Source organism: Pseudoalteromonas sp. L21, assembly GCF_021728035.1.
In the GTDB taxonomy this organism is placed as follows: Bacteria; Pseudomonadota; Gammaproteobacteria; order Enterobacterales; family Alteromonadaceae; genus Pseudoalteromonas; species Pseudoalteromonas arabiensis.
The window spans coordinates 603978-630836 of record NZ_JAKKCV010000002.1 but is presented as its reverse complement, the minus strand read 5'-3'; the positions used below and the strand labels follow the sequence as shown (position 1 = coordinate 630836).

24 protein-coding genes are annotated in these 26859 nt (G+C 40.1%); 8 read left to right on the top strand and 16 right to left on the bottom strand.

Translation table 11 applies throughout. From position 1 onward, the window contains the following. Window positions 1-146 precede the first annotated feature (146 nt). The 4 genes from L3V41_RS08000 to L3V41_RS07985 are packed head-to-tail and all read left to right on the top strand — an operon-like array spanning window position 147 to window position 2567. Complete coding sequence (locus L3V41_RS08000; protein WP_237127514.1) at window positions 147-845, top strand: aspartate/glutamate racemase family protein; 699 nt, start codon at window positions 147-149, stop codon at window positions 843-845. A 3-nt stretch (window positions 846-848) separates the two neighbouring features. Beyond that, a complete protein-coding gene (locus L3V41_RS07995) occupies window positions 849-1211 on the top strand; it encodes a VOC family protein (RefSeq protein WP_062567837.1) in 363 nt (120 codons plus the stop codon). 19 nt (window positions 1212-1230) lie between these two features. Next, window positions 1231-1812 carry a uracil-DNA glycosylase family protein gene (locus L3V41_RS07990; protein ID WP_237127513.1) on the top strand — a complete coding sequence of 194 codons (582 nt, stop codon included), beginning with the start codon at window positions 1231-1233 and terminating at the stop codon, window positions 1810-1812. A gap of 2 nt (window positions 1813-1814) precedes the next feature. Beyond that, window positions 1815-2567, top strand: a complete 753-nt coding sequence (locus L3V41_RS07985; protein ID WP_237127512.1) for a phytanoyl-CoA dioxygenase family protein — start codon at window positions 1815-1817, stop codon at window positions 2565-2567. A gap of 27 nt (window positions 2568-2594) precedes the next feature. Here the strand turns inward: L3V41_RS07985 and L3V41_RS07980 are convergent, their stop codons facing one another. Beyond that, window positions 2595-3143, bottom strand: a complete 549-nt coding sequence (locus L3V41_RS07980) for a short-chain dehydrogenase (protein WP_237127511.1) — start codon at window positions 3141-3143, stop codon at window positions 2595-2597. Window positions 3144-3253: 110 nt separating this feature from the next. Here L3V41_RS07980 and arfB point away from each other — a divergent pair, with 110 nt between their 5' ends. Both arfB and L3V41_RS07970 read left to right on the top strand, forming a co-directional pair. After that, complete coding sequence (gene arfB, locus L3V41_RS07975) at window positions 3254-3667, top strand: alternative ribosome rescue aminoacyl-tRNA hydrolase ArfB (protein ID WP_237127510.1); 414 nt, start codon at window positions 3254-3256, stop codon at window positions 3665-3667. 132 nt (window positions 3668-3799) lie between these two features. Beyond that, window positions 3800-4117, top strand: coding sequence for a hypothetical protein (locus tag L3V41_RS07970; protein ID WP_062567842.1), 318 nt, complete (start codon window positions 3800-3802; stop codon window positions 4115-4117). Window positions 4118-4128: 11 nt separating this feature from the next. Here the strand turns inward: L3V41_RS07970 and L3V41_RS07965 are convergent, their stop codons facing one another. From L3V41_RS07965 to L3V41_RS07945, 5 genes are all read right to left on the bottom strand, one after another. After that, window positions 4129-5163, bottom strand: a complete 1035-nt coding sequence (locus L3V41_RS07965; protein ID WP_062567843.1) for a DUF2955 domain-containing protein — start codon at window positions 5161-5163, stop codon at window positions 4129-4131. Between the two features lie 13 nt (window positions 5164-5176). Next, entirely contained in the window at window positions 5177-6238 is a 1062-nt protein-coding gene (locus tag L3V41_RS07960; protein WP_237115531.1) for an HlyD family secretion protein, read from the bottom strand. Between the two features lie 4 nt (window positions 6239-6242). After that, on the bottom strand, window positions 6243-6719 hold the full coding sequence (locus L3V41_RS07955; RefSeq protein ID WP_062567845.1) for a MarR family transcriptional regulator: 477 nt from the start codon (window positions 6717-6719) through the stop codon (window positions 6243-6245). A gap of 269 nt (window positions 6720-6988) precedes the next feature. Then, window positions 6989-7876: a fused MFS/spermidine synthase gene (locus L3V41_RS07950; protein ID WP_237127509.1), complete on the bottom strand. Its 888-nt coding sequence runs from the start codon at window positions 7874-7876 to the stop codon at window positions 6989-6991. Further along, window positions 7861-8487 (bottom strand): fused MFS/spermidine synthase, encoded by a 627-nt coding sequence (locus tag L3V41_RS07945; RefSeq protein WP_062567847.1) that lies wholly within the window; start codon window positions 8485-8487, stop codon window positions 7861-7863. The genes L3V41_RS07950 and L3V41_RS07945 overlap by 16 nt, the downstream gene beginning before the upstream one ends. Before the next feature lie 188 nt (window positions 8488-8675). On the opposite strand from L3V41_RS07945, the gene L3V41_RS07940 reads away from it, so the two are divergent. After that, the gene (locus L3V41_RS07940) at window positions 8676-9134 is read left to right on the top strand and encodes a GyrI-like domain-containing protein (RefSeq protein ID WP_062567848.1); all 459 of its coding nucleotides are present in this window, start codon (window positions 8676-8678) and stop codon (window positions 9132-9134) included. Between the two features lie 53 nt (window positions 9135-9187). Here L3V41_RS07940 and dgcA read toward each other — a convergent pair whose 3' ends face one another. The 8 genes from dgcA to L3V41_RS07900 all read right to left on the bottom strand — a co-directional run bounded on the left by dgcA (window position 9188) and on the right by L3V41_RS07900 (window position 22218). Further along, window positions 9188-10267 carry an L-Ala-D/L-Glu epimerase DgcA gene (gene dgcA, locus L3V41_RS07935; protein ID WP_083515250.1) on the bottom strand — a complete coding sequence of 360 codons (1080 nt, stop codon included), beginning with the start codon at window positions 10265-10267 and terminating at the stop codon, window positions 9188-9190. Continuing rightward, window positions 10261-11259 carry an N-acetyltransferase DgcN gene (dgcN, locus tag L3V41_RS07930; protein ID WP_237115534.1) on the bottom strand — a complete coding sequence of 333 codons (999 nt, stop codon included), beginning with the start codon at window positions 11257-11259 and terminating at the stop codon, window positions 10261-10263. The genes dgcA and dgcN overlap by 7 nt, the downstream gene beginning before the upstream one ends. 121 nt (window positions 11260-11380) lie before the next feature. Next, a complete protein-coding gene (dgcR, locus tag L3V41_RS07925; RefSeq protein WP_062567850.1) occupies window positions 11381-12256 on the bottom strand; it encodes a LysR family transcriptional regulator DgcR in 876 nt (291 codons plus the stop codon). A gap of 16 nt (window positions 12257-12272) precedes the next feature. Further along, window positions 12273-13997, bottom strand: coding sequence for a Na+/H+ antiporter NhaC family protein (locus tag L3V41_RS07920; RefSeq protein ID WP_237115535.1), 1725 nt, complete (start codon window positions 13995-13997; stop codon window positions 12273-12275). A gap of 78 nt (window positions 13998-14075) precedes the next feature. Next, the gene (locus L3V41_RS07915; RefSeq protein WP_237127508.1) at window positions 14076-16490 is read right to left on the bottom strand and encodes a M14 family zinc carboxypeptidase; all 2415 of its coding nucleotides are present in this window, start codon (window positions 16488-16490) and stop codon (window positions 14076-14078) included. 140 nt (window positions 16491-16630) lie between these two features. Then, complete coding sequence (locus L3V41_RS07910; protein WP_237115537.1) at window positions 16631-18202, bottom strand: amidohydrolase family protein; 1572 nt, start codon at window positions 18200-18202, stop codon at window positions 16631-16633. A gap of 58 nt (window positions 18203-18260) precedes the next feature. Beyond that, entirely contained in the window at window positions 18261-21230 is a 2970-nt protein-coding gene (locus tag L3V41_RS07905) for a TonB-dependent receptor (protein WP_237127507.1), read from the bottom strand. A gap of 325 nt (window positions 21231-21555) precedes the next feature. Next, window positions 21556-22218: an NAD(P)H-dependent oxidoreductase gene (locus L3V41_RS07900; protein ID WP_237127506.1), complete on the bottom strand. Its 663-nt coding sequence runs from the start codon at window positions 22216-22218 to the stop codon at window positions 21556-21558. A 119-nt stretch (window positions 22219-22337) separates the two neighbouring features. Here L3V41_RS07900 and L3V41_RS07895 point away from each other — a divergent pair, with 119 nt between their 5' ends. Further along, window positions 22338-23186, top strand: coding sequence for a LysR family transcriptional regulator (locus tag L3V41_RS07895; protein WP_237127505.1), 849 nt, complete (start codon window positions 22338-22340; stop codon window positions 23184-23186). A 125-nt stretch (window positions 23187-23311) separates the two neighbouring features. Here L3V41_RS07895 and L3V41_RS07890 read toward each other — a convergent pair whose 3' ends face one another. Together L3V41_RS07890 and L3V41_RS07885 are read right to left on the bottom strand one after the other, a co-directional pair. Continuing rightward, complete coding sequence (locus L3V41_RS07890; protein WP_237127504.1) at window positions 23312-24193, bottom strand: alpha/beta hydrolase-fold protein; 882 nt, start codon at window positions 24191-24193, stop codon at window positions 23312-23314. Between the two features lie 270 nt (window positions 24194-24463). Beyond that, window positions 24464-26794: a DPP IV N-terminal domain-containing protein gene (locus L3V41_RS07885; RefSeq protein ID WP_237127503.1), complete on the bottom strand. Its 2331-nt coding sequence runs from the start codon at window positions 26792-26794 to the stop codon at window positions 24464-24466. Between the last annotated feature and the right edge of the window lie 65 nt (window positions 26795-26859).

The window sequence follows — 26859 nt, the reverse complement described above, 5'->3', positions numbered from 1 at the left end:
AAATAAAAAAGATAGTGATTATCATTTGCGTAACCATGAAGAATAAGTAAATTTATCGAGTACTCTCTAGTTAGTAAAATAATGATCTACTGGCTTTGCGAAGCCTAATATCATAAGGTGATATAAAAACCGAATGGGGTGCTTGGATGCGAACAATAGGATTAATTGGCGGTATGAGCTGGGAGTCAACGCAAAGTTATTACCAGCTTTTAAATCAAGGTGTTAAAGAAAGCCTTGGTGGACTTCATAGTGCAAAAATAGTACTGGTAAGCTTAGATTTTGCCGCAATAGCAAAATTACAACAGCAACAAGATTGGCCACAGATGGCAGAGATACTGATCAAAGCAGCCAAGCAAGTTGAGGCTGCAGGTGCGAATTATTTATTAATTTGTACCAATACAATGCACAAATTAGCTGAGCAAGTACAAGCTGCGATTTCAATTCCTTTATTACACATTGCTGATGCAGTTGGTGAAAACCTGATCCAAAATAATCATAAAAAGGTCGCTTTACTTGGAACCCAGTTCACTATGGAACAGGATTTCTATAAAGAACGACTAGCAGATAAATTTTCTATTGATGTGTTAGTCCCAGCAGCACAGGAGCGAGCCATCATTCATAATGTTATTTATAATGAATTATGCAAAGGGATTATAAAATCAGAGTCTAAAGCTGCGTACTTAGCAATTATTGATAAACTAAAACAGCAAGGAGCTGAGGCAGTAATTCTAGGTTGTACAGAAATCGCATTACTAGTACAGCAAGCTGATACTTCAATGCCGCTGCTTGATAGCACTACGCTACATTGTGAAATGGCCCTTGAGCATAGCCTTAATGAGGAATAAATAATGTCAAACCATCATACTTTAAATTACGTTGAATTTGCTGCGAGCGATTTAACAGCAACTAAAGCTTTCTTCCAGCATGTGTTTAAATGGCAGTTTACTGACTATGGACCTCAATACACCGCATTTAGCTGTGAATCTGCAGGCCTAGACGGGGGCTTTTATCAAGCACCATTAAAATGTCTATCAACGAATGGTGGGGCGTTGTTAGTGCTTTACTCAAACAACATTAAGGAAACTCAATCACAGGTTGAGAGCCATGGCGGTAAAATAATAAAACCTCTTTTTAATTTTCCGGGTGGTTATCGCTTTCATTTCACAGAGCCAAGCGGTAATGAACTAGCTGTTTGGTCAAAACAAGCCTAGATCATATTTTTACTAACTCATGAATACAAAACTTTTACTAGAGCAAGTTAGTAAATGCGTGATCTGTGAACCTCATTTACCACTTGGCGCACACCCTGTTATCCAGTTTAACAGTAACGCTCGTATTTTAATTGCAGGCCAAGCGCCCGGAGTTAAAGTTCATCAAACAGGTCAGCCGTTCAATGATGCAAGTGGCGATAGACTTCGAGAGTGGCTTAATGTAAGTACTGATGAATTCTACGATGAACAGAATTTTGCTGTTTTACCTATGGGTTTTTGTTATCCAGGAAAAGGCAAATCAGGTGATTTACCGCCAAGAAAAGAATGCGCTATTGCATGGCGAGAGAAGCTTCTGGCGCAATTAAATAATATTCAGCTTACTATTGTGCTTGGCAAGTATGCGCAAGCTTATCATTTACCACAAACAAAGAAGCAGCCATTAACAGAGTTAGTAAAATCATGGCGTGACTATTGGCCAAGCCATCTTCCGTTACCTCACCCAAGCCCCCGCAACAATATATGGCTAAAGAAAAATCCTTGGTTTGAACAACAAGTACTGCCTGAGCTTGGCACAAAAGTACGCTCCATACTTAAAGGCTAATAATGCAAAACCGCTATTATCAACAATATGGTTATTACCATGTAAAGGGCCTTTACAATGACAAGAGCCTATCAAAGGTTCGCCCAATTCTAGATAAGTTTCATAATAACTGGTTACAGGAAAACCAACATTTTTACAAAACTAAAGGTATCAATAGTTCAGGGCTGACCGCAGCACGATGTTTAACGGATGACGAAAAATTAATTTTATTTAAGTTCATTAATTCAGATACTTTGCTCAACCATGTAAGACCAATTATTGCTGCACCATGCTTTATGAATACCCAACTTTTCTTTAACCCTTACAAAAAAGAACAGCGTAATTATTGGCACAGAGATATGCAGTACCATTTAAACCTAACCGAGCAAAAAGAGGCGCTTAAGGGCCCAGAGGTTTTGCATTGTCGAGTGGCTTTTGAAGATGAACTTGGTATTGAAGTCATTCCTGCAAGCCATAAACACTGGGACTCAAAAGAGGAGTTAACAGTTCGGCTAGAGGAACAGGGGGCTTCAAATAGTAACGCACTAAAGAATGGAAAAACCATTGCTCTTAAAAAAGGGGACTTACTAATTTTTTCTGCAAATATGATTCATAGAGGCCTATATGGCTTAAATCGGTTTGCTTTTGATATTTTATACTTTGATCGTCATCCGTGTATTGAGCAATTTTTACAAACCGATTTTTTACCAACTGAAAATCAGAAGCTGCAACTCGACAACCCAGATGCCTTTATTTGGCCACAAAAAAACGGCTAGTTAGCCGTTTTTTATTGAATGACAAGATTACTGTAACATCGCAAATAGTTGTTTTAGTTGTGGCATATATTCCTTAACCAAATTCACATTGCCTTCGTTCACGTTAGTGCTTGATTTTGCCCCTTCTAATGCACCTGCCAACGAGCGTGTGCCCGAATTAGCCGAAGAAGCGCCGAAACTTTGTAAGCCTGTTACAGCTTGATCAACACGCTTTTGATTGTCACTAGACAAGCTACTTTTTAAATTAGCTAAATAGGCCATTGATACTTCAGAACCAACGACAATTAACTGCTCTGGCGTAAAACCATATTGCTCAGTTAAGCCCGCAAACTCAGTATATAGCTCGTGTTGTTTTATTTGATCAAGAAACCCCATCATTGATGAGGTATTCGTTGCCTCAGAACCACTTAACATACTTCCTAAGTCAACGTTTTTAAGCTCAGGCTGATTCTGCGACCAATTAGCCACTGCAGGTAACGCTTTAATATAACTTTGAAGTTGGTTTTCCGTAATATCTTCTGCGAAGCTTGAAAAACTCATTATGAGTAAACTCAATGATATAAGTAACGCTTTCATCAGATTCTCCTTGTGTACAATTTTTAGCCGCCAGTTAGTTTTAACGGGTTATTATGATCAGCTAATTACAAATGTTAGAATATAGTTTTTATCACAGCTAACTGAACCTAATGTTAATTATTTCCAATACTGTAACAATCGATGAATGGGAGCTCGATATAAGCGCTATCCGTTCTCAAGGAGCGGGTGGGCAAAATGTGAACAAAGTGGCGAGTGCTATCCATTTACGCTTTGATATTAATCGTTCCAAACTTCCTGACTTTTACAAACAACGACTGTTAAATTTAAATGACTCTCGAATCACAAAAGAGGGTGTTGTTGTAATAAAGTCGCAAAACCACCGAACTCAAGAACTTAATAAAGAGGATGCACTTAACCGCTTAAAAGAACTTGTTATAAGTGCGACTCAGGTTCAAAAGAAACGCAGACCAACCAAACCAAGTAAAAACTCTCAACGCAAGAGGATGGACAGCAAAACAAAAAGAGGACAAACAAAAGAGCTAAGGAAAAACATAAAATTATAACTTTATAATTACGACTTAGTATCAAAATTAAGCAGAACTGTAAAGAAGTGTAACTTGTTAACAAAGTTAATTGATGGTTAATCTAGCAAATACTATAATAATAATACTATCTCACTTTTGAAGGAGCCGTATATGGGCTACAAAACACGCTGTTTTGCAATTGCAATGATAACGCTGTCAGTTTTACCTATGTCTAGTTTTGCGGTTGACTCTTGGCAAGCTGGTAGCGCGTACCCGCAAGGGAGTGAAACCTGCTACAACGAGATTTTATACAAGGCTCGATGGTGGGCCACCCCTGGTGAAGAACCTGGTAGCTCACAGTGGGGAGCATGGGTTGCAGATGTTGTCTCAAAAACCTGTGTGCAAAATGTGGTGAAACAAGATGAATTATTGAAATCATTACCCACTATTTTTGAAGCGAACAATAAAAAAGGGAGTTCATCAGATTAACTCCCTTTTTATTAATCAAATGTATGATGCCGTGTTACAGCAAAACGATTAAGTATATGATGCATAATATACACAGCACATAAACTAACAAGAATCGCTACTGATACTGACGAAAACCGATATAAGGCACTGTAAACCAAGTCCTGCCCAGGTCCTAACGATTGACCAAACAAAATACCAAACGTAGTAATAATACCGAAGCCAACCCCCGGAATGCCGCCAGAAATTATATGATATCGACTAAAGATGAACGTCAAAATCCATAAGATAAGCGCAGGAAAAATCAATATATCAGTGTGATTGTATAAAAAGAGCTGTGCAACTAACGCTAAATTACAGCCAATTAATGTGCCAACTGCACGCTGCCACGCCGCCATACCAGCCGCTTTCCAGCACAATGAAAATAAGATCAATACAGATGCCGCTTGTGCGGAGATAGAATCTTGTAAATCAAATACCTGAAATACCACAAACGATAAGGTTGCCACTGTTGAACAAAGTAATACTTCATGGCGTACACTTTCTTTCGCTTTTTCGGGCATTACACGTGCTTGACGCGGTGCAACATCAGGAAACAAACCATGCATGAGCATCGAAAAAACAACAGTAACCACAACAGCAACAGCGTTACTAATTATCAGAGGATAGATACTTACTCCTCCACCTGTGTAGGTCGAAAAGTGCAATTGAATCGACAAACTCACAACCGTAGTGGCACCAAATAAGAAATTAGCGCCACGGCTCATTTGATAAAACAAAAAAGCAAATGCGACAAAACTCATCATTGTCATAACAACGGGTAAGTGGGAAAACAATCCTTGTACCACAAGCACAAACAATGCACTGAATACAGCACCAGCGTAAAACTGACGAATAATATGCATATTAAGTACAGGGACTAAACCGAGCAATAACATGGGGTAAACAGTAAAAAAGATGCCATTAGGCCAGTTCATCAATTTTGCCAGTGCGAACCCTAATGCTGAGCCCGTGGCAATGCGTAGCGCTTGGCGCAAGCCATTACCATCGAGTTGCAATACTGACATAACTTACCCTGCCTTAGTAAATGAAGTGCAGAACACTGATAAAGCGAATTTGCATGCTCGCAAACCAACTGCCAACGCTCGAATCAGGCAAAAGCTGAACTGTGGCACGAGCTCCGCTTGGAAATTTAGCTAACATTTGGTGCTCATCCAATTGAATATGAATACGTTGACGCTGCGCATCTCGTACCCAGCGATTGCTACTTTCAGTGGCACTGAGTAAACCGTTAGCATTAAGCTGGCCATCACTGACTCCCGCTTCAAAGCTAACAATTTTGCCAGTAAATACTTTGCCGGGTAGCGCATCAAAGCTTACTTTCGCAGTACTGCCAATTTGCACGTGTACCAATGACTTTTCACGAAAATCAGCAACAAGGTCAGCTTTATTAGCAACAATCGCCATTAAAGGTTGCCCCTTATTCGCATATGTACCTGCTGTCACTTGTAAATTTGCAGTTTTACCATCGGTATCGGCCGTTACTGTTGTATAAGACAAGTTGAGTTTAGCCTGTTCAAGCTGGTTCAGGGCATGGCGTAATGCTAAGTTATCATCCCCCATTTTACCGCGAGCAAGTTTAGCTTCGCTAAGCTGAGCTTCAATTGCCGCTACATTTGCCTTACTTGATTGGTAATTTGCATTAATTGTTTCGTATTCCTGCTCTGAAATAGAACGTTTTTTTAGTAACGATTCACCACGTTCAAACAATAATGTTTGCTCATGCAGTTTTGCTTTCGCTGCCGCGAGCTGCGCCTCAATTGCTTTCACACTGCTATCTAAACGTTGGTTTTGAAGTTTAGCATCATCATAAGCAAGCTCAGCCTGTTGAACAGCCAACTCAAACGGTTCATCATTAATCTTAAACAATGCTTGGCGCTTTTCGACAGCTTGATTGTTCGTTACTAAAACCTCCGTCACGCGGCCGCTTACCTGTGGTGTCACTTGCACAACTGGGTGGTATACACGGGCCTGTGGCGTCACTGGCATATAAAGGTCAGCAATTACAAAATACAGAAATAGAACAATGAAACCCACTAAGGAAATTTTTACATAACGGGCAAATTTTTGATCCGGTGTCATAAAGTTATTTATCTCCTGAGTAGTGATTAATACACTGACGGGCATTTTTTTCCATCTGAACAAGGCCATGTGCCATAGTATCTAGCTGGTTTGTCGTTAAATCTGCATAAAGGTTTTGTTTTACATCAGCAATGATCACACGCAAGGTCTCCAATAAGTTTAGACCTTGTTCAGTAAAATACAGTCGCTTACTGCGTTTATCCTCTGCATCCGCTTCACGTACAATAATCTGTTGTTGTTCAAGCTGCTTGATAGTGCGTGTTAAAGACGGCATTTCAATACCCAAGCTATGCGCCAACTCTTGCTGGGTACAACCCTGATTTAAGTGAAACAAATGAATCATAACAGTCCAACGAGACTGAGTTAGACCAAGAGGTTCCACCGCAAGCGTGACGGCATCACGACACAAACGATGTACACGACCCATGCTCCCGCAGAGGGTTAAATCTAACGTTTCATGAAAGGGGATAGTGGAAGACATAATGCACTCCAATTACTTAGCATGCTAACTATTATATTTTACTTAGCATGCTAAGTAAATATTAATGCATTTTATAAAATAAATAGGATCAATCGGAAAAAACGAAAAGCTGCGAAACTTATGCAGAAGCAAATTCTTTGAAGCAATACCCTTTCAGTTTTGCCCCTTTTTAATAAGTTTAGTCCAGCCAAAAGCGGGGATGGATGGGTATCGTTGCTCTACCAAAAAGCAGAGCAACTAAATTGGCCTTATCAAAGAGTATGTGTTTACTAATAGTTTAACAGATTTGCAGGCGAGTATTGATCCGTCAGTACTTTCGTATCTGACGGCCAATTCTGATTATCTTTGGTGTAGAGTAAATGCTCGCTCAATGAATGTATATCTACATCATATGGCGCTAATTTTACCGCTAATTGTTTTACACGCTTTGCTATTTGCTGATCACTTGGCATCGCATTTAACCCTGCCAAGATTATGCGGTTTGAGTTCTTATCTGTCACAACATTCACAAAGTCACCAAACACATCATAATAAGTAGCCGACTCATGCTGATAAAGCTTACTTGAAGAAAAAGTATTAGCAGCAACAATCCCCCCCTCAGCAAGCACACTTTTTACCTCAGCAAAAAACTCCTTAGTCAGTAAGTGCTCAGGAATGTAGTCACCATTAAAAGCATCAAGAATAATCCAATCATACTTCTGTTTTTTTAATGCGGCTCGTTTAATGAAAATACGCCCATCTTGTACTTTAGAAGTCACTTTATCGGTTTCTATAAGTTGAAAGTAATCACGCGCAACTTTTATCACAGCGGGATCTATCTCAACGTTTTCTATACTTGCGTTAGGATAAAGCTCGTGAATAGTATTGGATAATGTCCCACCGCCTAAACCGATAATGAGGACATTTTGGGGATTATCGATAAAAAGTAAACTCGCAAATGTCATTTTTGTGTAGTTGAACACTAGCTTTTTGGGTTTACTTTTATACATGCAACTTTGCGTACTTTTGCGGGTTTTTTCATTGAATTTTAAACACAACAAATCACCTGACTCTTCAACTAATATATTGCGATACAACGAACGTTCCTTATGTATTACCTCACTGTAGACACCGAACGACAATATCAAAATTACACACCCTATCAAGACTCTAAACATACTGTGCGCTCCTTAGCACGTGTTTGACTGACGGCAATAGCAAGTAGGCCTAACGCACCGAGTACCGATGCAAATGTTTTTATAATATCGTTTACATCAAAAGCTAACACCATGTAGAAAGATGTGATGATAGTCCCAAGAGCACTACCTAAAGTGCTAACAAAATATAAACCACCGGCAACCTGACCGCTTTTTTCATGATCGGTAACCAATAATCGCACTGAATAAGGCGAAATCATTCCGAGAATAGTCGTTGGAATAAAAAACAATGCTGTTGAGGCAAGTAAAGAGCCGTAACGGCTGTCTTCAATATGGCTAAAAATAAAAGCCATAATAGGCTCAGCAAATAAAACAATGGGGATGACCATAATACTGGCGATAAAAAAGATAACGCCATATTTAGCTAAGGAGGGGTTATGTGTAGACAGCTTTCCGCCTAGTAGATAGCCAATCGATAGACTCAGCATAAATACAGTAATTATACTGCCCCAAATATGTACACTGCTACCAAAATAGGGGGCCAAAATTCGCCCTCCTAAAAGCTCAATCCCCATGATACAAAAACCACTACTAAACGCGAGAAAGTAGATGAGAGCATTGATTTTATTCATAAAAACACCTGCTAATTTTATTTTAATTTAAATTCATCTTAACCTGATGGTGATTGCGATACTATGACTATTTTTTAGCCTGTTAGATACATCCATAACGCTCAAGACTAAAATTTTTCAAAAAAGCTACATATCTAATCCAAAATTCTGATATTTTATAGGTACAAAACACACAAGGAAAAAACGCTATGGATCAGCAGCAAGCACATATCACTATCAATAACTCCACCACATTATTTGGTTTAAAAGTTCGCACTTGTAACAGCAACGAAATGAGTGGTCGGGGCGCTAAAATAGCGACGTTATGGCAGGAATTTTATGCCAATATTGCGCCGGAACTATCTCCTGAAAGCCAAGTTTATGGTGTATACACACATTACGAATCAGATGTTACTGGAGACTTTGATGTCTATGCTTGCACCAATACCCCTGTACAATCAGCTAATACAGAATCAATAGACCTTGCAACGGGGAAATATCTTCGCTTTAGCGGTAAAGGAGCTATGCCTCAAACGGTTGTCGATGTATGGGGGCAAGTATGGCAATACTTTAGTAATGAGCACTGCCCATATATTCGCGCTTATAAAACTGACTATGAGTTTTACAAAAATAGTGAAGAGGTCGAGGTGTTTATTTCTGTAGAATAAATACCTCTAAGCTCCCTGCTATGACAAGCTTATGGGAGCTTAATTGAAAAGCATTACTGTAACTGTAAGCGATCAACGAAAAAGCGCTCACTATTATGCGCACCTCCCCATAGACAACTTTGAAGAGGGCTCATTTGACCATCAGCATAAGTAAAGTGATGCTTTCGATCTTTTAACACTAACAGTGGCCCATCCAAATCGACATAACGAGCTTGTGATGCAAGTAATGAGGCTGGTGCCATCGCTAGAGAACTGCCCACCATACAGCCAAGCATTATATCAAACCCCATCTTTTGGGCTTTACTGGCTAACGAACAAGCTTGTGTTAAACCTCCTGTTTTATCGAGTTTAATATTGACAACTTGATATCGTCCCTGCAAATAAGGAAGATCATTTTCAGTATGGCATGATTCATCAGCACAAAGAGGGATTGGCGATGTGAAGTTAATCAGTTGCTCATCCTCACCAGCGGGTAGGGGTTGCTCAATGAGTACAACATTAAGTGCTTTTAGCGCCTCTACATTCTCTTCTAAATCACGAAAGCACCAATCTTCGTTTGCATCTACGATAAACTGACTATGAGGCGCAGCGTTTGCAATAGCCGTCATCCTAGCGATGATATCTTGTTTATCTAGTTTTACTTTCACTAGGGGAGGGGAATTCATCGCCAATACAGCCTCTTGCATGGCTTTTGGTGTATCAATGCTAAGTGTGTGCGCGCAAATACTCGTTATACTGGTTTTACTCAATATCTCTGCAACTGGTCGTGTACTTTGTTTGGCCTGAAGATCCCACATAGCACAATCTAGTGCATTACGGGCAGCGCCAGCGGGGAGTGTATTAATTAACTCGGAAAGTTCCATTTTGCGAGTGAAGGAACGATCACAAAACAATGCTTTAATTTGTTTTGTCGATGTACTTATCGATTCATCATAACGCGCATAGGGGACCGATTCAGCCCAGCCGTAAAATTCTTTGTCTGCAATCACAACCACAATCACATCTGCGCTCTTTTTTGTTCCTCTAGAAATTTTAAAGTCTGATTTCAATGGTATTGATTGATGAAAAACAGAGACAGTGTAGACGCTCGACAACGTTTCTAAGGATATATTGAACAATCTTTCTGTTAGCATAAGTTGGCCACTATTGAATCGACGCCATCACGTAAGGGATCAACACATGGCACACCAAATGTCTGACTCAGACGCTCACAAATTTCATTTCCTTGTTCAATGCTAACACTGGATGTATTAACTGAAATACCGACCACCTGAACATCAGGGTTCGTTAATTTCGCCGCAGCAATATTTAACTCTATCGTCGTTTCAATACTAGGAAAGGAAGTATGGAGTAAGCCACGCATATGGGTTCTATTTAAAGCATGACATATCACTAACGCATCAGGCTGAGAACCATGTAACAATCCCAAGCTAACTCCAGCAAAAGCAGGGTGTGACAGTGAACCTTGCCCTTCGATAATATCCCAATGCGTTTCCTCTGCATCAGGACTTAATGATTCTGCAGCACCGGAAATAAAATCAGCAATAACGCAATCTATCGCTACACCACTGCCTGAGATTAAAATTCCGCATTGCCCCGTAGCCCTAAAGTCGACATCTATATTTTGTTCTTTCATCGCTTTCTCTAGGCTTAAGCTTGTATACATTTTACCTACAGAGCAATCTGTTCCCACAGTAAGTAATCGCTTACCTTTGCGTTTATATCCCTTGCCTGTTGCAAATGCTGTACTTGGATGACGAATATCCAATAAATTTGTATTGTGCTTTTGCGAAAGACTGACCAGCTCATCAAAGTTAGTGAGCTTATCGTGAAGCCCACTTACGATGTTCATTCCGTTCTCTATTGCCTCACTAATAATTGGCAACCACTTTTTGTCTAACACACCACCACTATTAGCAAAACCTAGAACGAATGTTTTTGCGCCTAACTTAGCAGCTTCACAGATGCTACATTGATTGAGACCAGTACTGACTGTACAACCGTTAACGCTCAGCTCGCCTACACAAAGTTCAGCGCGCCAATCAGCTAAACTTTGTGCCATTTTAATTGAGAGTTTATCGGTCGCATCACCGATAAATAGTAAATAAGGAGGCTTAATTTGCATAATATATCTCTAATTTAGAAAGAAAAATTGACTAAACAGAGCATATTATTTTTTAAAATTTAGAAAAGAATGAAGAATTATTGCACCTATAACCTATGTTTATAACCAGACAAAATACCCTTTAAATACAATTAGATAACTCATTTAAAAAGGCGTCTAAAACATGTGATAAAACTTTATTTTCTAAATGAAGAGCACTCACGTTGAAAAATAAAGGAGGGCTGAATGAGGCGATAGCAATGTCATCTGACAAGTTTCCCATAGCAGTATACTTATCAACGATACATACACCCACTCCCTGTGCTACCAAGCGTGCAGCAATAAAGTAAGTTTGCACTTTAATTGTAGAGTCCAGTACGATATTTTCCTCAAGCATGCGCTTCCACAACAGGTGCCCTAAAGGGCCACTATCACTTATATCAATAAATTCTGCCCCTTCAAGTTCCTGAAAGGTCAGCTGAGCAGGTATAGATGGAAATAAACGTTTAGGAAATACCGCAACCAGCTCTGACTGTGCAATTTTAATAGCTTTAACGCCTGGCATCGCACTCGGCGAAAAAACAACAGCCAAATCGCACTTATGTTCAAGTAATGCTTGCAATGCTTCATTGTTATGAATCGTCTGCACATTAAAGTTAACTTTTGGATACGCGTGATGATACTTTGCTATTGCACAGGGAAGTGCATCGAAACCTAAGGCAGGTGTAACACTTAAATTTATATTGCCAAACTCAGCTTTTTTTATATTTTCAGCTGTGTTTTTAATCGACCGCATTTGCTGGTAAATTTTGTCAACTTCGTTGAATAGCATCGACGCCTCCTCAGTTGGAATGAGACGTCCCTTTACCCGCTCAAATAACTTAAAACCTAATTGCATCTCCGCATGCGATAAAACTTTACTAACCGAGGGTTGTGATACATGTAAAGCTTTAGCGGCATTCGTGATTGAACCCGTTGTATAGATTGCATGGAACACTTCGATATGTCGCAGTCGCATTTATTAACTCCTAAAGTTAGGCAAAAAAGTAAACAGTCAAAGTCCAAAGTAAACCTGCCAGACCAGCTGCGATTGATGCAGGAACAAGCTGCGACTTAACATGGTCCATCAGATCACACCCTGTGGTCATAGCGCTTAAAATCGTTGTATCTGAGATAGGTGAGCACTGATCACCAAATACGCTCCCATTTAAAACCGCAGCAAAGCATACAGCCATAAATAACTCTGGATGTGCGAGTTCTTGTGATTGACTAATAGCCCAAGCAAGTGGCATTGCTAAAGGAAATGCGACAGCATAGGTTCCCCAACTTGTGCCTGTTGAAAAAGCTATTGCGAGCGTGATCAGCTGTAGAAGTATTGGCAGCAGCCAAAAGGGCAAACCATCCCCAAGTAAAGATACAAGGTACAAACCTCCACCAATTTGTTTACTAATGGTTCCTATAATAACCGCAAGCATTAAAATAACAGAGGCAACAACAACCCCCTTTAAGCCTGTTGCAAACCCGTCCATCAGGTCACTTAACGACATACCTTTACACAACGCAATAAACGCAGACATTAATAACGCAACCCCAAATGCCCAATTAACTTCAGGCGTACCACTGTATAAAAAAGTAATAATGGCGATACTAATCAAGCTTATCAAAGGCAATAAAAACTCTAATACATGTGGCGAGTAATGAGAAGGGACATGGGTTTGCTGTAACTCTTTTGCACTCAATGGTGTTGCATCTGGGGCATCAAGCTGTCCTGTTGATAATGCGCGTTGATGAGCATCTCTAATCCGCTTGCCAGAAAAACGCGTAATATTCATGGTCAACAAAAATGTGCCTAAAACGGCGAAAAAACTATAAAAACTAAATGGAATACTTGAGAAGAAAAATTTAATTCGCTCTGACTCTGTGGCAAGAAAAGAAACCCCAGGTACAAAAATTAGCGCTTGAATATAAGCAGGCCATGCATTAAATGCGAGGATTGATGCAATAGGGGAGGCTGTTGAATCAACAATATAACTCATTTCTTCATGGCTCACTTTTGCTTTATCAGCAAGGGGGCGCACTGTGGTGCCAACTAAGGTTGTACTCATGGTACCGCCTTGAAAGAAAATAACGCCTAAAAACCATGAAATTAATTTGGCTGAGCGCTGCCCTTTCACAAAGTGCTTTGTCATAAAGTTTGCAAACGCTTGAGCCGCCCCTGTTCGAGACCAGATACCAATCAACCCGCCTAATAACCACAAGTAAAGTAATAACAAAGCAGCGCTACTTTCAGTTGCTAAATTCACAATGATAACGTCATTGGTTAAATCATAGTGACCAAGTAATAAAGCCCCAACAACAATACCACTAAATAGAGACGTAAGTGGCTCTTTGGTAATCAAACACAATAAAATGGTGACAAATGCAGGCAGCAGTGACCATAAGCCATAATGAAAGGCAGGTTTAAGTAAGCGTACCTCGCCATCATCAGTCATAACCCATTGCTCTTCTAAACTCGGAGTTTGTTTACTCGCATCTAAAGAGGCTTGATTTAAAGGTGAGTCTTGATATGCCACAACTGAGTTTATAGTGACTTCTTTTCCTTTATACATATAAGCATACTGATTATGCTCAGTTTGATATGTATCGTATAAATAAGATTGCTCTAACCATGTTGGAGTGACAAAAAAGTTCACATACAATGCACTTGCAATGGCACTTAAAAGGATCAGAAAGGGTAAAAGTTTATTGTTGCTTATCATTTTATTGTCTTTTTTTGAAATGCAAATGAACACCCAACTTGAGCCCGAAGTCGAACGCTTGGGGCTCAAAAATGCACACTATCTGGGCGATACGAATAACTTTGAAAAGAATAAGCTATTTAAAAATAGCTTCTCTGTTCCATAAAAGTAGCCTCTAAAGTTTGGATCATCGGCAAATAAAATAACACTTCCTTTTCCTAACCTTTGTGCAACTAAACTTGTTTTTCCTGCTAGTTGCTGTTGATTTTCAACTGAAGCAAACCCTGTTAATAACGGTTTTTGAGCTATCTGTACAATAGACGCGTAAGGGTTTTTTGGCATTTCAAACGCCAGTAAGCCACTTCGGTGACTGGCAACCTCTCTTCTTACATAGCCGTATCCAAGCGGGTGGGTAATGTCTAAGTCTCCTAACATGACTGCACCACCAATAATATCTTGCGCTTCAAGGTGTGACTTCTGGCCATAATTGATTCTTTCTCGCTGATTCTCAATACCCGGGCTAATCTCGACCGTAACAAGGTCTAGCAACTCTTTGCTGGCCCATTTTGCACCGTCAGCTATACCAATAAATGTCCCTCCCGAGCGGGTCCAAGTTAATAACTTATCGGTGGTTTTCTTATTAATATTTGCGTGTTGACCGTCAACAAGCACAATGTGGCTGTAGTTATTTAGATCTAACTTTTCTAACTGTGATTTAGTCACTAAAACACTAGGAATATTCATGCGCTTATCAAGTAGATGCCAAACTTCTCCAGCTTGATACTGTGAAATTGAAGGCCCAATAACAAGTAATACGTGAGGCTGTTCAATTGCTTCGATGTTATTACTACCCAAATCCATGCCAATACTCTGAGTATGCGATGATTGCAATGCGTAGCTAGCTATCGCATCTTGCTCCGCAGCCTGGCTCATTAATGAATGTAATTTACTTTTATCTTGATTCGATACAGGCACCACCACTGTACCGCGCATAAATGTTTTTTGCCCTTGGTCTGTTTCTGCTTGAAAGCCATTATTAGCAACACGGGGACGAAAACCTTCTTGCAGTAATTGATACATCAATTTAGGGGCGTAATAATTGCTCCATTCAAATGCATAAGCAACCTGAGCCTCGCTTGGGGAGGGTTGGCGAGGAAAAGTAACCGCAAGCACTTCACCTACTTGGTAATTACTTTGTTTGAGCTCTTCATATTCAATGCCAAAAGCTAACGGCATCGTCCAGCCAGATACATCATAAAATGTATTATTTTCAAAGCGCGTTACTTTTGAGAACAAACCTTTAAGCATGGGATAACTCGCTTGAGCTGATTCAACAACGTATGCTTGATTTGCAAAAAATGATTTACCGTTAACGGTCATGTCTTTTGTCAGGGGCTTAACGTCTATTTTATTGCGGCTAAGTAGCTGTAAGAAATGAAAGATCTTTGCAGGGTCTTCTGGTGCTGAAAATACATACCCTTTTACACTATCGTTCTTCGCGGTTTCTTTAGTCTCTTTAGAAAACTGATACTGATAATTAAGTAAGGCCTGTTTTTTGTCTACAGCATTATTAAGAAGCGCTAGGCCTACATGATAATACGTTTTAATATTTTCTCGAAATGACAACAGCCCTCTTGGTGTTTCCAAAACCCCAGCAGAACTGGCCTGTTCAAATAGAATACCTAAACTGCCGTATAAATGTGGATAAGTCGCTCCTTTACCAAGGTAGAAATTATCATAGGCCTCTTCATTAAAAAACAAAGTAGCAGCGCTATCTAGATACGCGCGAGGTTGCTCGACAACATCCGATAACAACCCCATAGCCTGCTTATTGATTAATGGATGAACCCTATCAGGTGCGCCTGGGTGAAAATAAAACGATTTATAAGAGCGCATTTCATGAAAATCAGCCACGATATTTGGTCGCCAGTCATGGAACTTTTTCACCCAACTCACGGGCTCTGGATGTTGCTGCAACATCCACTGCCGATTTAAATCAAACCAATAATGATTGGTTCTCCCTGACGGCCATGGAGAACCATGTAAAGCATGCTCAGGGTCGCTAATAGCTACCTCTGATTGATAACGTAAATTCCAAGAGGCTTCACGACTATTGCCATCAGGGTTCATACTAGCTGTTAACAAAATAACGCTATTTTCTAATAGCTTTTCTGTTTCTTTACCTTGTGCAGCTGCAAGGTGGTAGGCAATAGGTATCGCAGAGTCTGTTGAGCTTACTTCACTGCCATGAACACCAAAGTTAATCCAACTTATCACTGGCATATTTGAAGTATTTAATGCATTACCTTGCTGTAAAAGCATATGCTTTTGCTGTATTTCGGGCAGCCTTTTTAGGTTTGCTGGCGAGCTAATTGTCAAAGTAATTATTGGCCTGCGCTCGTGACTATAGCCAATTACTTCAAAACTAACGCGTTCTGATTGTTCTGATAACATCTTAAAGTAAGCAACTAACTGATCATTACGAACCATTTGCTCACCTAGTTGATGACCCAAAAAGTTCTCTGGGGAAATTATATCTGTATTAAAATTCGTTGCTGGACTATAAAAGTTGCTCGCGGCGCTAGAAAACACATAACAAGAAGAAAACATGATGAGACAACAGAAAAGCGCCTTAAAAAACATTTTCATAATGACTACCTTAGTGATTGATTTTGTCGAATAGTTTGGCCTGCCAATACATTTAACACTTTGCCATTATCAATAGCTAACTGGCCGTTTATCAGCATCCATTGCACACCAGAACTTAGCTTTTCTGGGTTTAAATAATCTGCATTAGCAGCAAATTTTTCTTTATCAAAAATAACAATATCAGCGACATTTCCCACAACTAATTTTCCTCGATTAGTTAAACCAAATGTCTCTGCGGTTAGCGTGCTGCTTTTATGTATAAACTCAGCTAGATTTAGCCATTTTTTTTGATAAACATATTCATGATATTTTTTTGGGAAAGAGGCGTACTTTCTTGGGTGACCAGGGCTGCCATCGGATGAAGTCATCACCCATGGAGCTTGCATATACGCTTTAATATCGTCCTCAGACATATTAAAACTGGCAACCCGCGCATTACCTGAAATAATTATTTTTTTTGCTGCGTCAATTGCATCCAACTGCCAGTCTTCAGCGATTTGAGCCAGTGTCTTACCACGTATATCAGGGCGCGTAGGGTCACTTATCAATAAAGAATCAGCTCCGCCTCTGCGCCTTAAGTTTTCTAACATGGCTGTACGAATTGTAGGCCATTGCGAAGCGTCTTGTAATCTTGCTAAATACTCTTCTTTGCTACCGGCAAGCACTTCACGTGGTACTAAACTACCCGCAACACTGGTTCCTGAGGCTCGCCAAGGATACTGATCCGCAGACACCTTAATTCCCCGCGCTCTCGCATTATCTATAAGTTTAATAACTTGCTCACTTTCTCCCCACACGTCGGTTCCTAACGCCTTAATGTGAGCGATGTGAACGGGCAACCTTGCTTCTTCACCAATTGTTATAACTTCTTCAATAGCGCCTATAAGACCAATACTGTAAGAGCTTTCATCACGAATGTGGCTATCATAAACACCACCATGCTCTGCTGCGACTTTAGCCAGCTCAATAACCTCCTCGGTTGTCGCATAGTTACCAGGCACATAATAAAGCCCTGTTGATAAACCCAATGCTCCCGCGTTCATTGCCTCTTTTACAAGCTCTCTCATTTGCTCAAGCTCGCTGTTGCTTGGCGCGCGATTTACGCGTCCCATTACCGCCTTACGGACTGAACCATGACCAACATAAAGCCCAACATTGGTGCCAATACCTTGCTGCTGGTAATCTTGCAATGTTCCCGCAACATTAACATCGCCACCGCCATCGACGTTACAGAATACGGTGCTGACACCTTGCGTTAAGTAGTTTGCATTTAGATTTGTCAGCCCACCTTTAAAATCGTTACACGCATGTGTATGAGGGTCAATAAAACCAGGTGCGATGATAAAATCTTGCGCGTTAATTGTCTTTTTTGCTTTGATATCAGTAGGTAGATGTTTTTGAACGAAGACTATATTGCCTTTATCAATACCAATCACACCAGAAAACGGAGTTTCAGATGCTCCGCTATAAATAACCTCTCCAATAATAATTGTGTCGATAGATTGCAGGGTTCCCTTAGTACAACCCGCCAGTAAAATAACACTCGCGATGATGCTTGTTAGTTTATTAATTCGCATTTTTTATCCCATAAAGCAGATGAGAAGCACACAACTTCTCATCTAATTGAATGATTATTTATTCAAAACTAAAACTAAAGTTAGCGTATAAATAACGCCCCTCTGCATTGTGCAAGCTTGCGTTATAACCGTATGTTTCATCTGCTAGAGGTGGCTCTCTATCAAACATATTTCGCATACCTAAACGAACGCGAGTACCAGAATCAAACGTGTATTGACCATACACGTTAAAAGTACTCCAACTACTTACATGCCAATATTCACCGGTTTCATCATGAACGGCGCTCGTATCATAAAAATCACCAACATATTTACCATACAAGCCTGCTCCCCAATTGTTATAGCGCCAAGTTAAAGTACCGGTTGCTTGCCACTGAGGACGGCCGTCCATTTGAATTAAATCGCCCACATCTTCAAGAGGTAAACCTAATGCAGCTAACTTTGCCGATTCACTATCAACACTTTGATATGCTTTTAGTAATTTTGCCGCGTTAAGTTTTATATCAAAATCACCAAAGTCAGTATCAGCTAAGCGATAGTTGATGCTTAAATCGAGGCCCTCAGTAACACGAGAGTCTAAGTTTTCATATAAACCAACAACTTCAACCATGTCGCCTACCGCTGCCAAACCAGAACCGTCAAAAAAAGCGATATCATCAGCAGTTGCCTGTGAGCGAATAACATTTGGGTTAGCTGCGCCATTTAAACGGTAGAAATAATCTAAGTCAGCGATATTTTGATAGGAGCGTATACCGATCAGGTCTTCTTGTTCTATACGCCAAAAGTCGGCTGTAAGCGTTAGGTTGTCAATAAATTCGGGTGTATAAACTAGGCCTAATCCATAGTTGTAATCATTTTCTGGTTTTAGTTTTGTGTTCCCTAAGCGAATATTAGAGACGCTGTCGCTGCCATTACATTCACTTAAGTTGCTCAACTCCCCTTTATTTATTCGCGCTTGGCATCGATAGTAATCTGTTGGGTAATTAACACGAGTTGTACTGGCGGTATGAAGTTGCTCAAGATTAGGAGCTCTAAAACCTTCTGAGTAAGAGCCTCGTACTTGTAAACTAGAGGTAGGATACCAGCTGAGTACTGCTTTTGGCTTAAATACACTTCCTACGTCATTGTACTGCTCAAAGCGACCAGCAAGCTGAAAGTTAAGCTTCTCGACTAGAGGGATTTCCATTTCAGGACTGATCAGCGCTCCTGCAAACTCAACAAACGCCGACGCTACATTACGTGAACCATCAGCATTTGGTTGACCACTAGAGCCCATAACATCAGAAGCATAATTACTCCCCGTTACAGTATCTGTGTAGGTTATAGTGCCATTTAATCTGTCATCATAAGTGTTTGCGAAACTTTCATAACGCCACTCAGCTCCCATTGCTATACCAACATCACCAGCAGGTAGTGAAAATAAAGCAGGATTCGACACTTTAAAATCGACTAATGCGAGTTCTGTTTCACCCTCACGACTGATATCGATTAAAAAGCTATCAATCGTCTCTTGAGAGTTACAAGATGCATTACAAAAAGGGTTATATGCAGAGCTGTCTTGGCGGTTTACACTGTCTTGAAAGAGACTTAAACTTATACGGTTATTCGTTTTATCAACTGTTTTAGCTTTGGAATAAAGTACCGCACTGTCCCAACTCCATGCATCAAGATCACCTCGGGCACCCGCTAAAGCACGATAAGATTTATTGTCCACATTAATCCCTCTAGCACCAGCATCAACAACACGGTAAGCATCAATAGTGACATCGAGTCCTTGTGCGGGAATCCCAAAACCAGACACTTGATTAATACCACTCCCTAGCGGGTTCCAATATGCATCACTTGAGATTGTCACCGGTGCAGAGGTTAACGTAGCGGTTTCACCTCGCTGTGAGTTTGACTCGGCTTGGTAATAACCTAGTTCACTGTATAACTCGGTACCTGAGCTTAGTTCATGATTAATAAAAACAAATGAATTTAACCGTTCAGTTTCAGGAATAAGCGTACGGCTACTATTGGTGTTATAACCTTGAGTGTCACTTGAAATGCTGCCACTATCAATGCACAAGCCATTGCTTAATACACATCGCTGATTTGAATCACTGGCATCCACATCTTCGATATGAAACCGTCCGGCTGAACTTGTCAGGCCGTCGACTGCTTGACTCGCATCAAAACGTCCCCAAGGAGTTGTTGTTGAGTTATTTCTAAAATTAGAATCTCCCTCCCAACGCGTGCCCTCTAAGAATGGTCTTAAATCATTATTGCGTGAAAACTTCGTTTCTGAAGCCATAACCTCAGAACCATGATAGTAATTAACTGAGGCTGTTATATTGGTTGAACCATCATTAACATCCCAGCCAGCTAGCGCATTTAAATTGAGCTTTTCACGACTCGTATTTTCAGCCTGGCCATACTGCATATCAAAACGGTAACCGCTAAAATCCTTTTTCATTTGCGTATTAACGACCCCTGCAACCGCATCGGAGCCATAAATAGCAGCAGCGCCATCATGTAAAACTTCAACAGCATCAATCCCCATTACTGGAATCGAATTCATATTAACGGTCGTTACTGGCACTGAGTTTTTTGTTTGCGAGCCTGGGTGTTGTACTAAACGTCGCCCATTCAATAATACAAGTGTGTTACCCGTACCAATACTACGTAAGTTAATTGATGCTACATCCCCTCGTGACGCATACACACCACTCACTACATCGTTACCATTAAAGCTCACTGTTCCATTACTTGGAATCGATGCAAACAACTCACTCCCTGAAGTCGCGCCGATTGCATCAACATCATCAGAATCAATAACAGACACAGGGAGTGCCCCTTCTATATTAGCCCCTTTGATCATTGAGCCAACTACACTGATAATCTCTAATTCTTCATTTTCAGGTGTCTTAAATTGTTTCTTGTCAGCTTGCTGTGCTGCAACCTCAGATATATGGAGTAGATTAAGAGCAACGAATAAGGATAAACTGACTTTATTTAATGGGTATTTTGTTATCTTTTGCGAAGGCATTTTCTTCATCCTGTTTTATATTTTTAATTTTTCCATTCATTACCTTGCACAATTAACTTAACCTAAACAATTGACAAAAAAGCTTTAAATCATAGCCTTGGGTTATAGGCTGAAACTATTGAATAAATGTTCTAATTTTAAGCTGTTCTAAAGAAGATCTAATGAGGTAAAGCAAAATCTTTGAATAGTGATTTGTTACCAAGATGAACAAGTAAAAACCAAAAAGTGAGAAGACGTTAAGAAAGCGGTGATATGAATTTTAACTCTCGTCGTATTTGTAAACCCCCATTACAAAAACTAGATAAGCCGCATCAAGCGGCTTTCTTTATTTATATTGAGTGAATGCTAATTGCTCAGCTTTCGCGTAAGCATTGGTAAGTGAACGCTGATGTCTATCATCTTTAAACTCTTGGTATTCACAGGCAATTTCGTCAATTTTATTGACCCCTAAATACTTACTTAAGGTGCGAAGATGCGGCACTAAATGACTCATATGTTCACGTATTCCACCTTGTTCAAAACCAAATTCTCCTGTGGAGGTAATGATCACTAATCGTTTACCTTTAAGCAGCGGTTTGAGAGGAAAGTCTCCACGCTCTAAGTCAAAATCAAAGGTTTCGTTAATTCTTACAATTTGATCAAACCATGCTTTTAATTGTGCTGGCATGCCGTAGTTATACATAGGCGTTGATATCACAATAGTGTCGGCTTTTGCCACTTCACCAATCAGCTCGTCAGATTCAGCAAGCAGTGTCTGTTGCTGTATAGTCCGTTTTTGAACAGGGGTGAATACAGCCTCTATCCAAGATTGAGTAATAAAAGAAGGAGGATGTATTCCTACATCACGATAGATATACTCAGCTATAGCATTATTACTTTGTAATGTATCAATATAATATTTAGCAATATTTTTAGAAATAGAGTTATGATTTGGATTATCATTTTTCACTTCACGTACACTAGCATCAATGTGTAAAAGGGTAGTCATAATTAAAACCTTATTAGTTAATGTATAGATATCATCAACAAATTGAGACGTTTTAGCAAACGAGTTAAAATTCACTATAAATAAGTTTTACTCAGCTATAAATATAAGTGAGTTTAGTTATGCATATATCATTACAAGCTTTAAAAGCCTTTGAATCAGCAGCCCGCCTTGGAAGCTTTAAAGCTGCGGCAACTGAACTTGCCATTACACCTACAGCGGTTTCACACCATATCGCGAATCTAGAAAGCCGGTTAAATACTAATTTATTTCATCGCGAAGTGAGAAAGATAACTTTAACTCCATCAGGCGAGTACCTGAGTCAAAACGCAACTAGCGGCTTTAAACTTATTTTTGCGGCAATTGAACAGTTGAGCCAAGCAAATAACCAAGTACGCATCACCACAACATCTTCTCTAGCAGCCCTAAGAATAATACCCGCTTTAGAAGAGCTGAATAACGCAAAACCACATTTACGACTTGATATATCAACTAGTGAAACTTTAGATAAGCAACTGCATACCTTGCCTGTTCGGCTAGGAAATAGTGAGGAAGTAAACAAAGTAGATATCATCAAATATGAGCGCTTTGATGTATATGCGGCAAACGCACAACAAAGCGCTCCTAGGCTTGATAAACTGGTTACTTTATACACAAGCCAATGGAAAAATAATGCCCTTCCAGCCCCACCATTAACGCAGTGGCTTAAAATAAATAACCTAAGTGATTCATGTTTCAAGGTAAAAACATTTGATCAAGAGCTGTTTGGAATAAACCAGGTACTCGCCAATAAAGGTGTGGTGTTTTGCTCAAAAACCTTAGTACAACCTTACCTAGATGCGGGCTTACTAACATCATTTAATAACCAAGAAGTTGAATCAAAACTGTGTTACTACATTCCCGAAAAGTCTCGCTTCGAAACATCTATACATAAAGTTGTGATTGAATGGCTTGAGCAGTTACTAATTTAATGATGTAAAAGTAAACATCACTTAAGCTACTATTGATTATAAAGTTTTTAATGAACCATAAAAAGCAACTAGAAACAGAGTTAGTTAATTGGTTTAACGCCTATTTGTAGCTTTGCTTTTCGTCATTACTGAGCCATACCAAAATAATTAAAAGCCCCATCTAGCGCACTGCGAACGGATTGTTTTGCGTTTTGTTCATGGTCAGCTCCTTTGTTGATGTGGTACTGCCAGGTAAGGTCGTTTGGTGCATGCTTTTGAAGAACATTCACTAAGCCATTAAATGCACCGGTTATGGTTGGATTCTCATCACCACCTAATGTGACATAAAAATAGTGAGTGTTGCCTGCTGTATTAGGTAAGCTTTTACTGAACTGTTTTACGACAACATTATCGTCATACCAAGCTGCAGGGCTAAAAGCAAAGTATGCATTAAATAACTCTGGTTTAGTAACCATGGTATATAACACAAAGCTACCTCCTGCCGAAAACCCTGTAAGTGTGCGCTGCCCGCTAATACGATACGTTCCCTCTAAGTAAGGTAATAACTCTGTTTCTATAAACTTTAAAAACACATCAGCTTTACCAAATATTTCTCGCTGATTTTGATTAAACGGGCGCGCTTTTATCGCCACATCCTTACGAGCGTAAGGTGGCACTAAATCACGATTTCGAGTGTCATGCCAAAACAGGTTAGGGATGGCCACTAGAATAACCTCATTCTTGTCATCGGTGCTTTCAAGAATACTTAAAGCGTCATCCCAAGTATCAAGGTTAAAGTTGCCGTCAGTTTTAATTATGAGCGGATAAGCTTTGTTAGAGTTGTAGTTTTTGGGCAAGCGAATGAAAACTCTGCGCATTTCTGCAAGCGCGTTCGACTTGATATCTATATCAATAAAGCGTGAGCTATAGAGCTGTTGGTATTTCACTGCGATATACAAGCCTGTAGCTGTCAAAACGAATGTAATAAACCAAGCTAGATACTGAATTTTAAATTTTAATAATGCCATTTCATATCCTTAATCAATAACTTAATGACACTACTTCAATTATAAAGATTAGTTAATAAGACAATTGTAACAGGGTATTGTTAACTCCGTTCACCGACTTGACTGGGATACAGGATATTCATTAGATAATCCAAAAGCTCGCAGCCGCCATTGCCAGCACTGATAGTTTACTTCAAACATTTGATAGCTTTCTTGTGTAACGGGGGTTTACAGTTTGCATAAAAAAACCGCAGTTTAATATCTAAGCTGCGGTTTATTACTGAAGCATATTTACTTGTTAAGTAAGTGCTTTTCGAAGAAGTTAGCCATCATAGTGTGGTAGTGCAGGGTCGTGCCTTCACCTTCACGTAGGCTGTGAGAACGGTTCGGGTAAGAGAAAAACTCGAACTGTTTATTGTGCTTAACTAATTCGTTAATTAAGCGCTCTGAACCTTGGTAGTGAACGTTATCATCTCCAGTACCGTGGATCAGTAGCAATTTACCTTGCAGGTCTTTTGCAAAAGTGATCGGAGACGTGTTGTCGTAACTATCAGGATCGGTATTTGGGTTACCCGCATAGCGCTCTTGGTAGATGGTATCGTACAAGCGAATATCAGGCACTGGGGCTGAGGCAATCCCCACTTTATATTTATCACCATGGCGGAATAACAAATTAAGTGTTGAACTACCGCCACCTGAGTGGCCCCATACACCAACACGGTCGGTATCAATGACATCCCAACGTTTCGCCATTGCATCAAGGGCATCAACTTGGTCACGCACGGTAATAGAGCCTATTTTTTTGTAGATAGACTTACGCCAATCTCTGCCTTTAGGTGCGCGCGTGCCGCGGTTATCAACAGAGGCAACAATAAAGCCTTGCTGAGTTAAGTACGATTTGTATAAGTAACTGTTACCTTCCCAGCGGTCTTGTACTGTTGAGCCCCATGGCTCACCGTAAACATAAAATACAATTGGGTATTTTTTGCTTTTATCCATATTCGCTGGGAACATGATGTAGCCATCAAGCTCAACACCATCACGGGCATTAACTGTAAAGAACTCGTGAGTCGGTAATTGCTCAGTCGCTAATTTCTCTTTTAATGCTTTGTTCTCAACTAAGGTTTTCACATTACTGTGATCGCTTACTTTAATGATCTCTTTCATTGGCGGGGTGCCAAATTTAGAGAAGGTATGCATCGCCCAAGAGGTATCTTTAGACATGTAATAGCTGTTTGAACCATCGAATGACTCAGGCGTTACGCGCATCGGTTTAGAGCTGCCATCTAGCGAGGTACGGAATAAATAACGCTGGCCAGGATTATCCGGTGATGCAGTAAAGTACATAACGTTTTTATCTTCGTTGAGCGCTAACATATCAATGATGTCATATTCACCCGGCGTTAAATCAACAATCGTTTTGCCATCGCGAGATACACGGTATAGATGACGCCAGCCATCACGCTCGCTATGCCAAATAAAGAACTTACCGTCTTTTGACCAGTTTGCTTTATAAAACCACTCAATAAAGGCATCGTCTTTATCTTCAAGAATTTTAGTCAGCTGTTGTTTTTGCCAGTCGAATAACCAAACCTTGTTGTGGCTTTGCGGGCGGTTAAGATCTTGGATCATCAAAGATTCACCAGTGCCAGCCCAGCTAATACGTGGAATATAACGATCGCGATTATCGCCACCTAACTCAGCCCAGCGAGTTTTCTTGTCGCTAAGACTGACCACACCCACTTTAACCGCTGAGTTCATCTCGCCAGCTTTTGGATACGGGAATTCTTTAAGGGTAGGGTAGAGATCATCGGTGTTATTGATCATAGTGAAGTATTTCACGCCACTAGTATCAAGCTGCCAATAGGCAATTGATTTGTTGTCTGGACTCCAGCGGAAACCATCACGAATGGTAAATTCTTCTTCGTATACCCAGTCAAAATTACCATTAACAATAGTGTCGTTACCATCAGTGGTTAAAGCAGTCACTGCCTTGCTACCCACTTTTTCCATGTAGATGTTGTTATCACGCACATAAGCTACTTTAGAGCTATCAGGTGAGAACTTAGCAAACATCAGCTTTTTCGCTTCAATGTTTTCGCCACCTAACTGATATAGCGAATCGGTTTCAAGGTTTAAAAGCCAAAAATCACCGCGGCTTCGTGAGCGCCACACTTGTTCACCATTGGTAAAAACCATCAGCCATTTACCATCTTTAGACCATTGATAGCTTTCAACGGTGAGTGGCTCTTTATCACCTTTGGGGATCAGTTTTTCGTAACTAACAAGCACCTCACGACCCGTCCCATCGGCGTTATAAAATACAATATCATTGCCTTTTACGCCGTGTTCGTCATCTTTAGCTTTGTCGTCTTGGCTGTTTTTATTGCTCTCACGCTCTTCGAGTACAGTATAACCCGTACCATCATCAAGCCACGAAAAATAAGTGCTTCGCTCAGCTTTAAAGTCTTTTTCTTTATAAATTTGTGCAAGCGAGAGCGGATTAGCCGTTGCGTTCACTGTTGCTGATGGCGTGCTCGCTTGCTCTGTACTTGAGCATGCTTGCAAACCTAAACCCGCAACCACAGCAAACGCAAGGGTAGATGTTTTTATTAAGTTCATTTTTGTTATCCCTTGGTTTTAACCAATCAAGCGTAACAAATAAACTTAATAAAATCTTAACATTT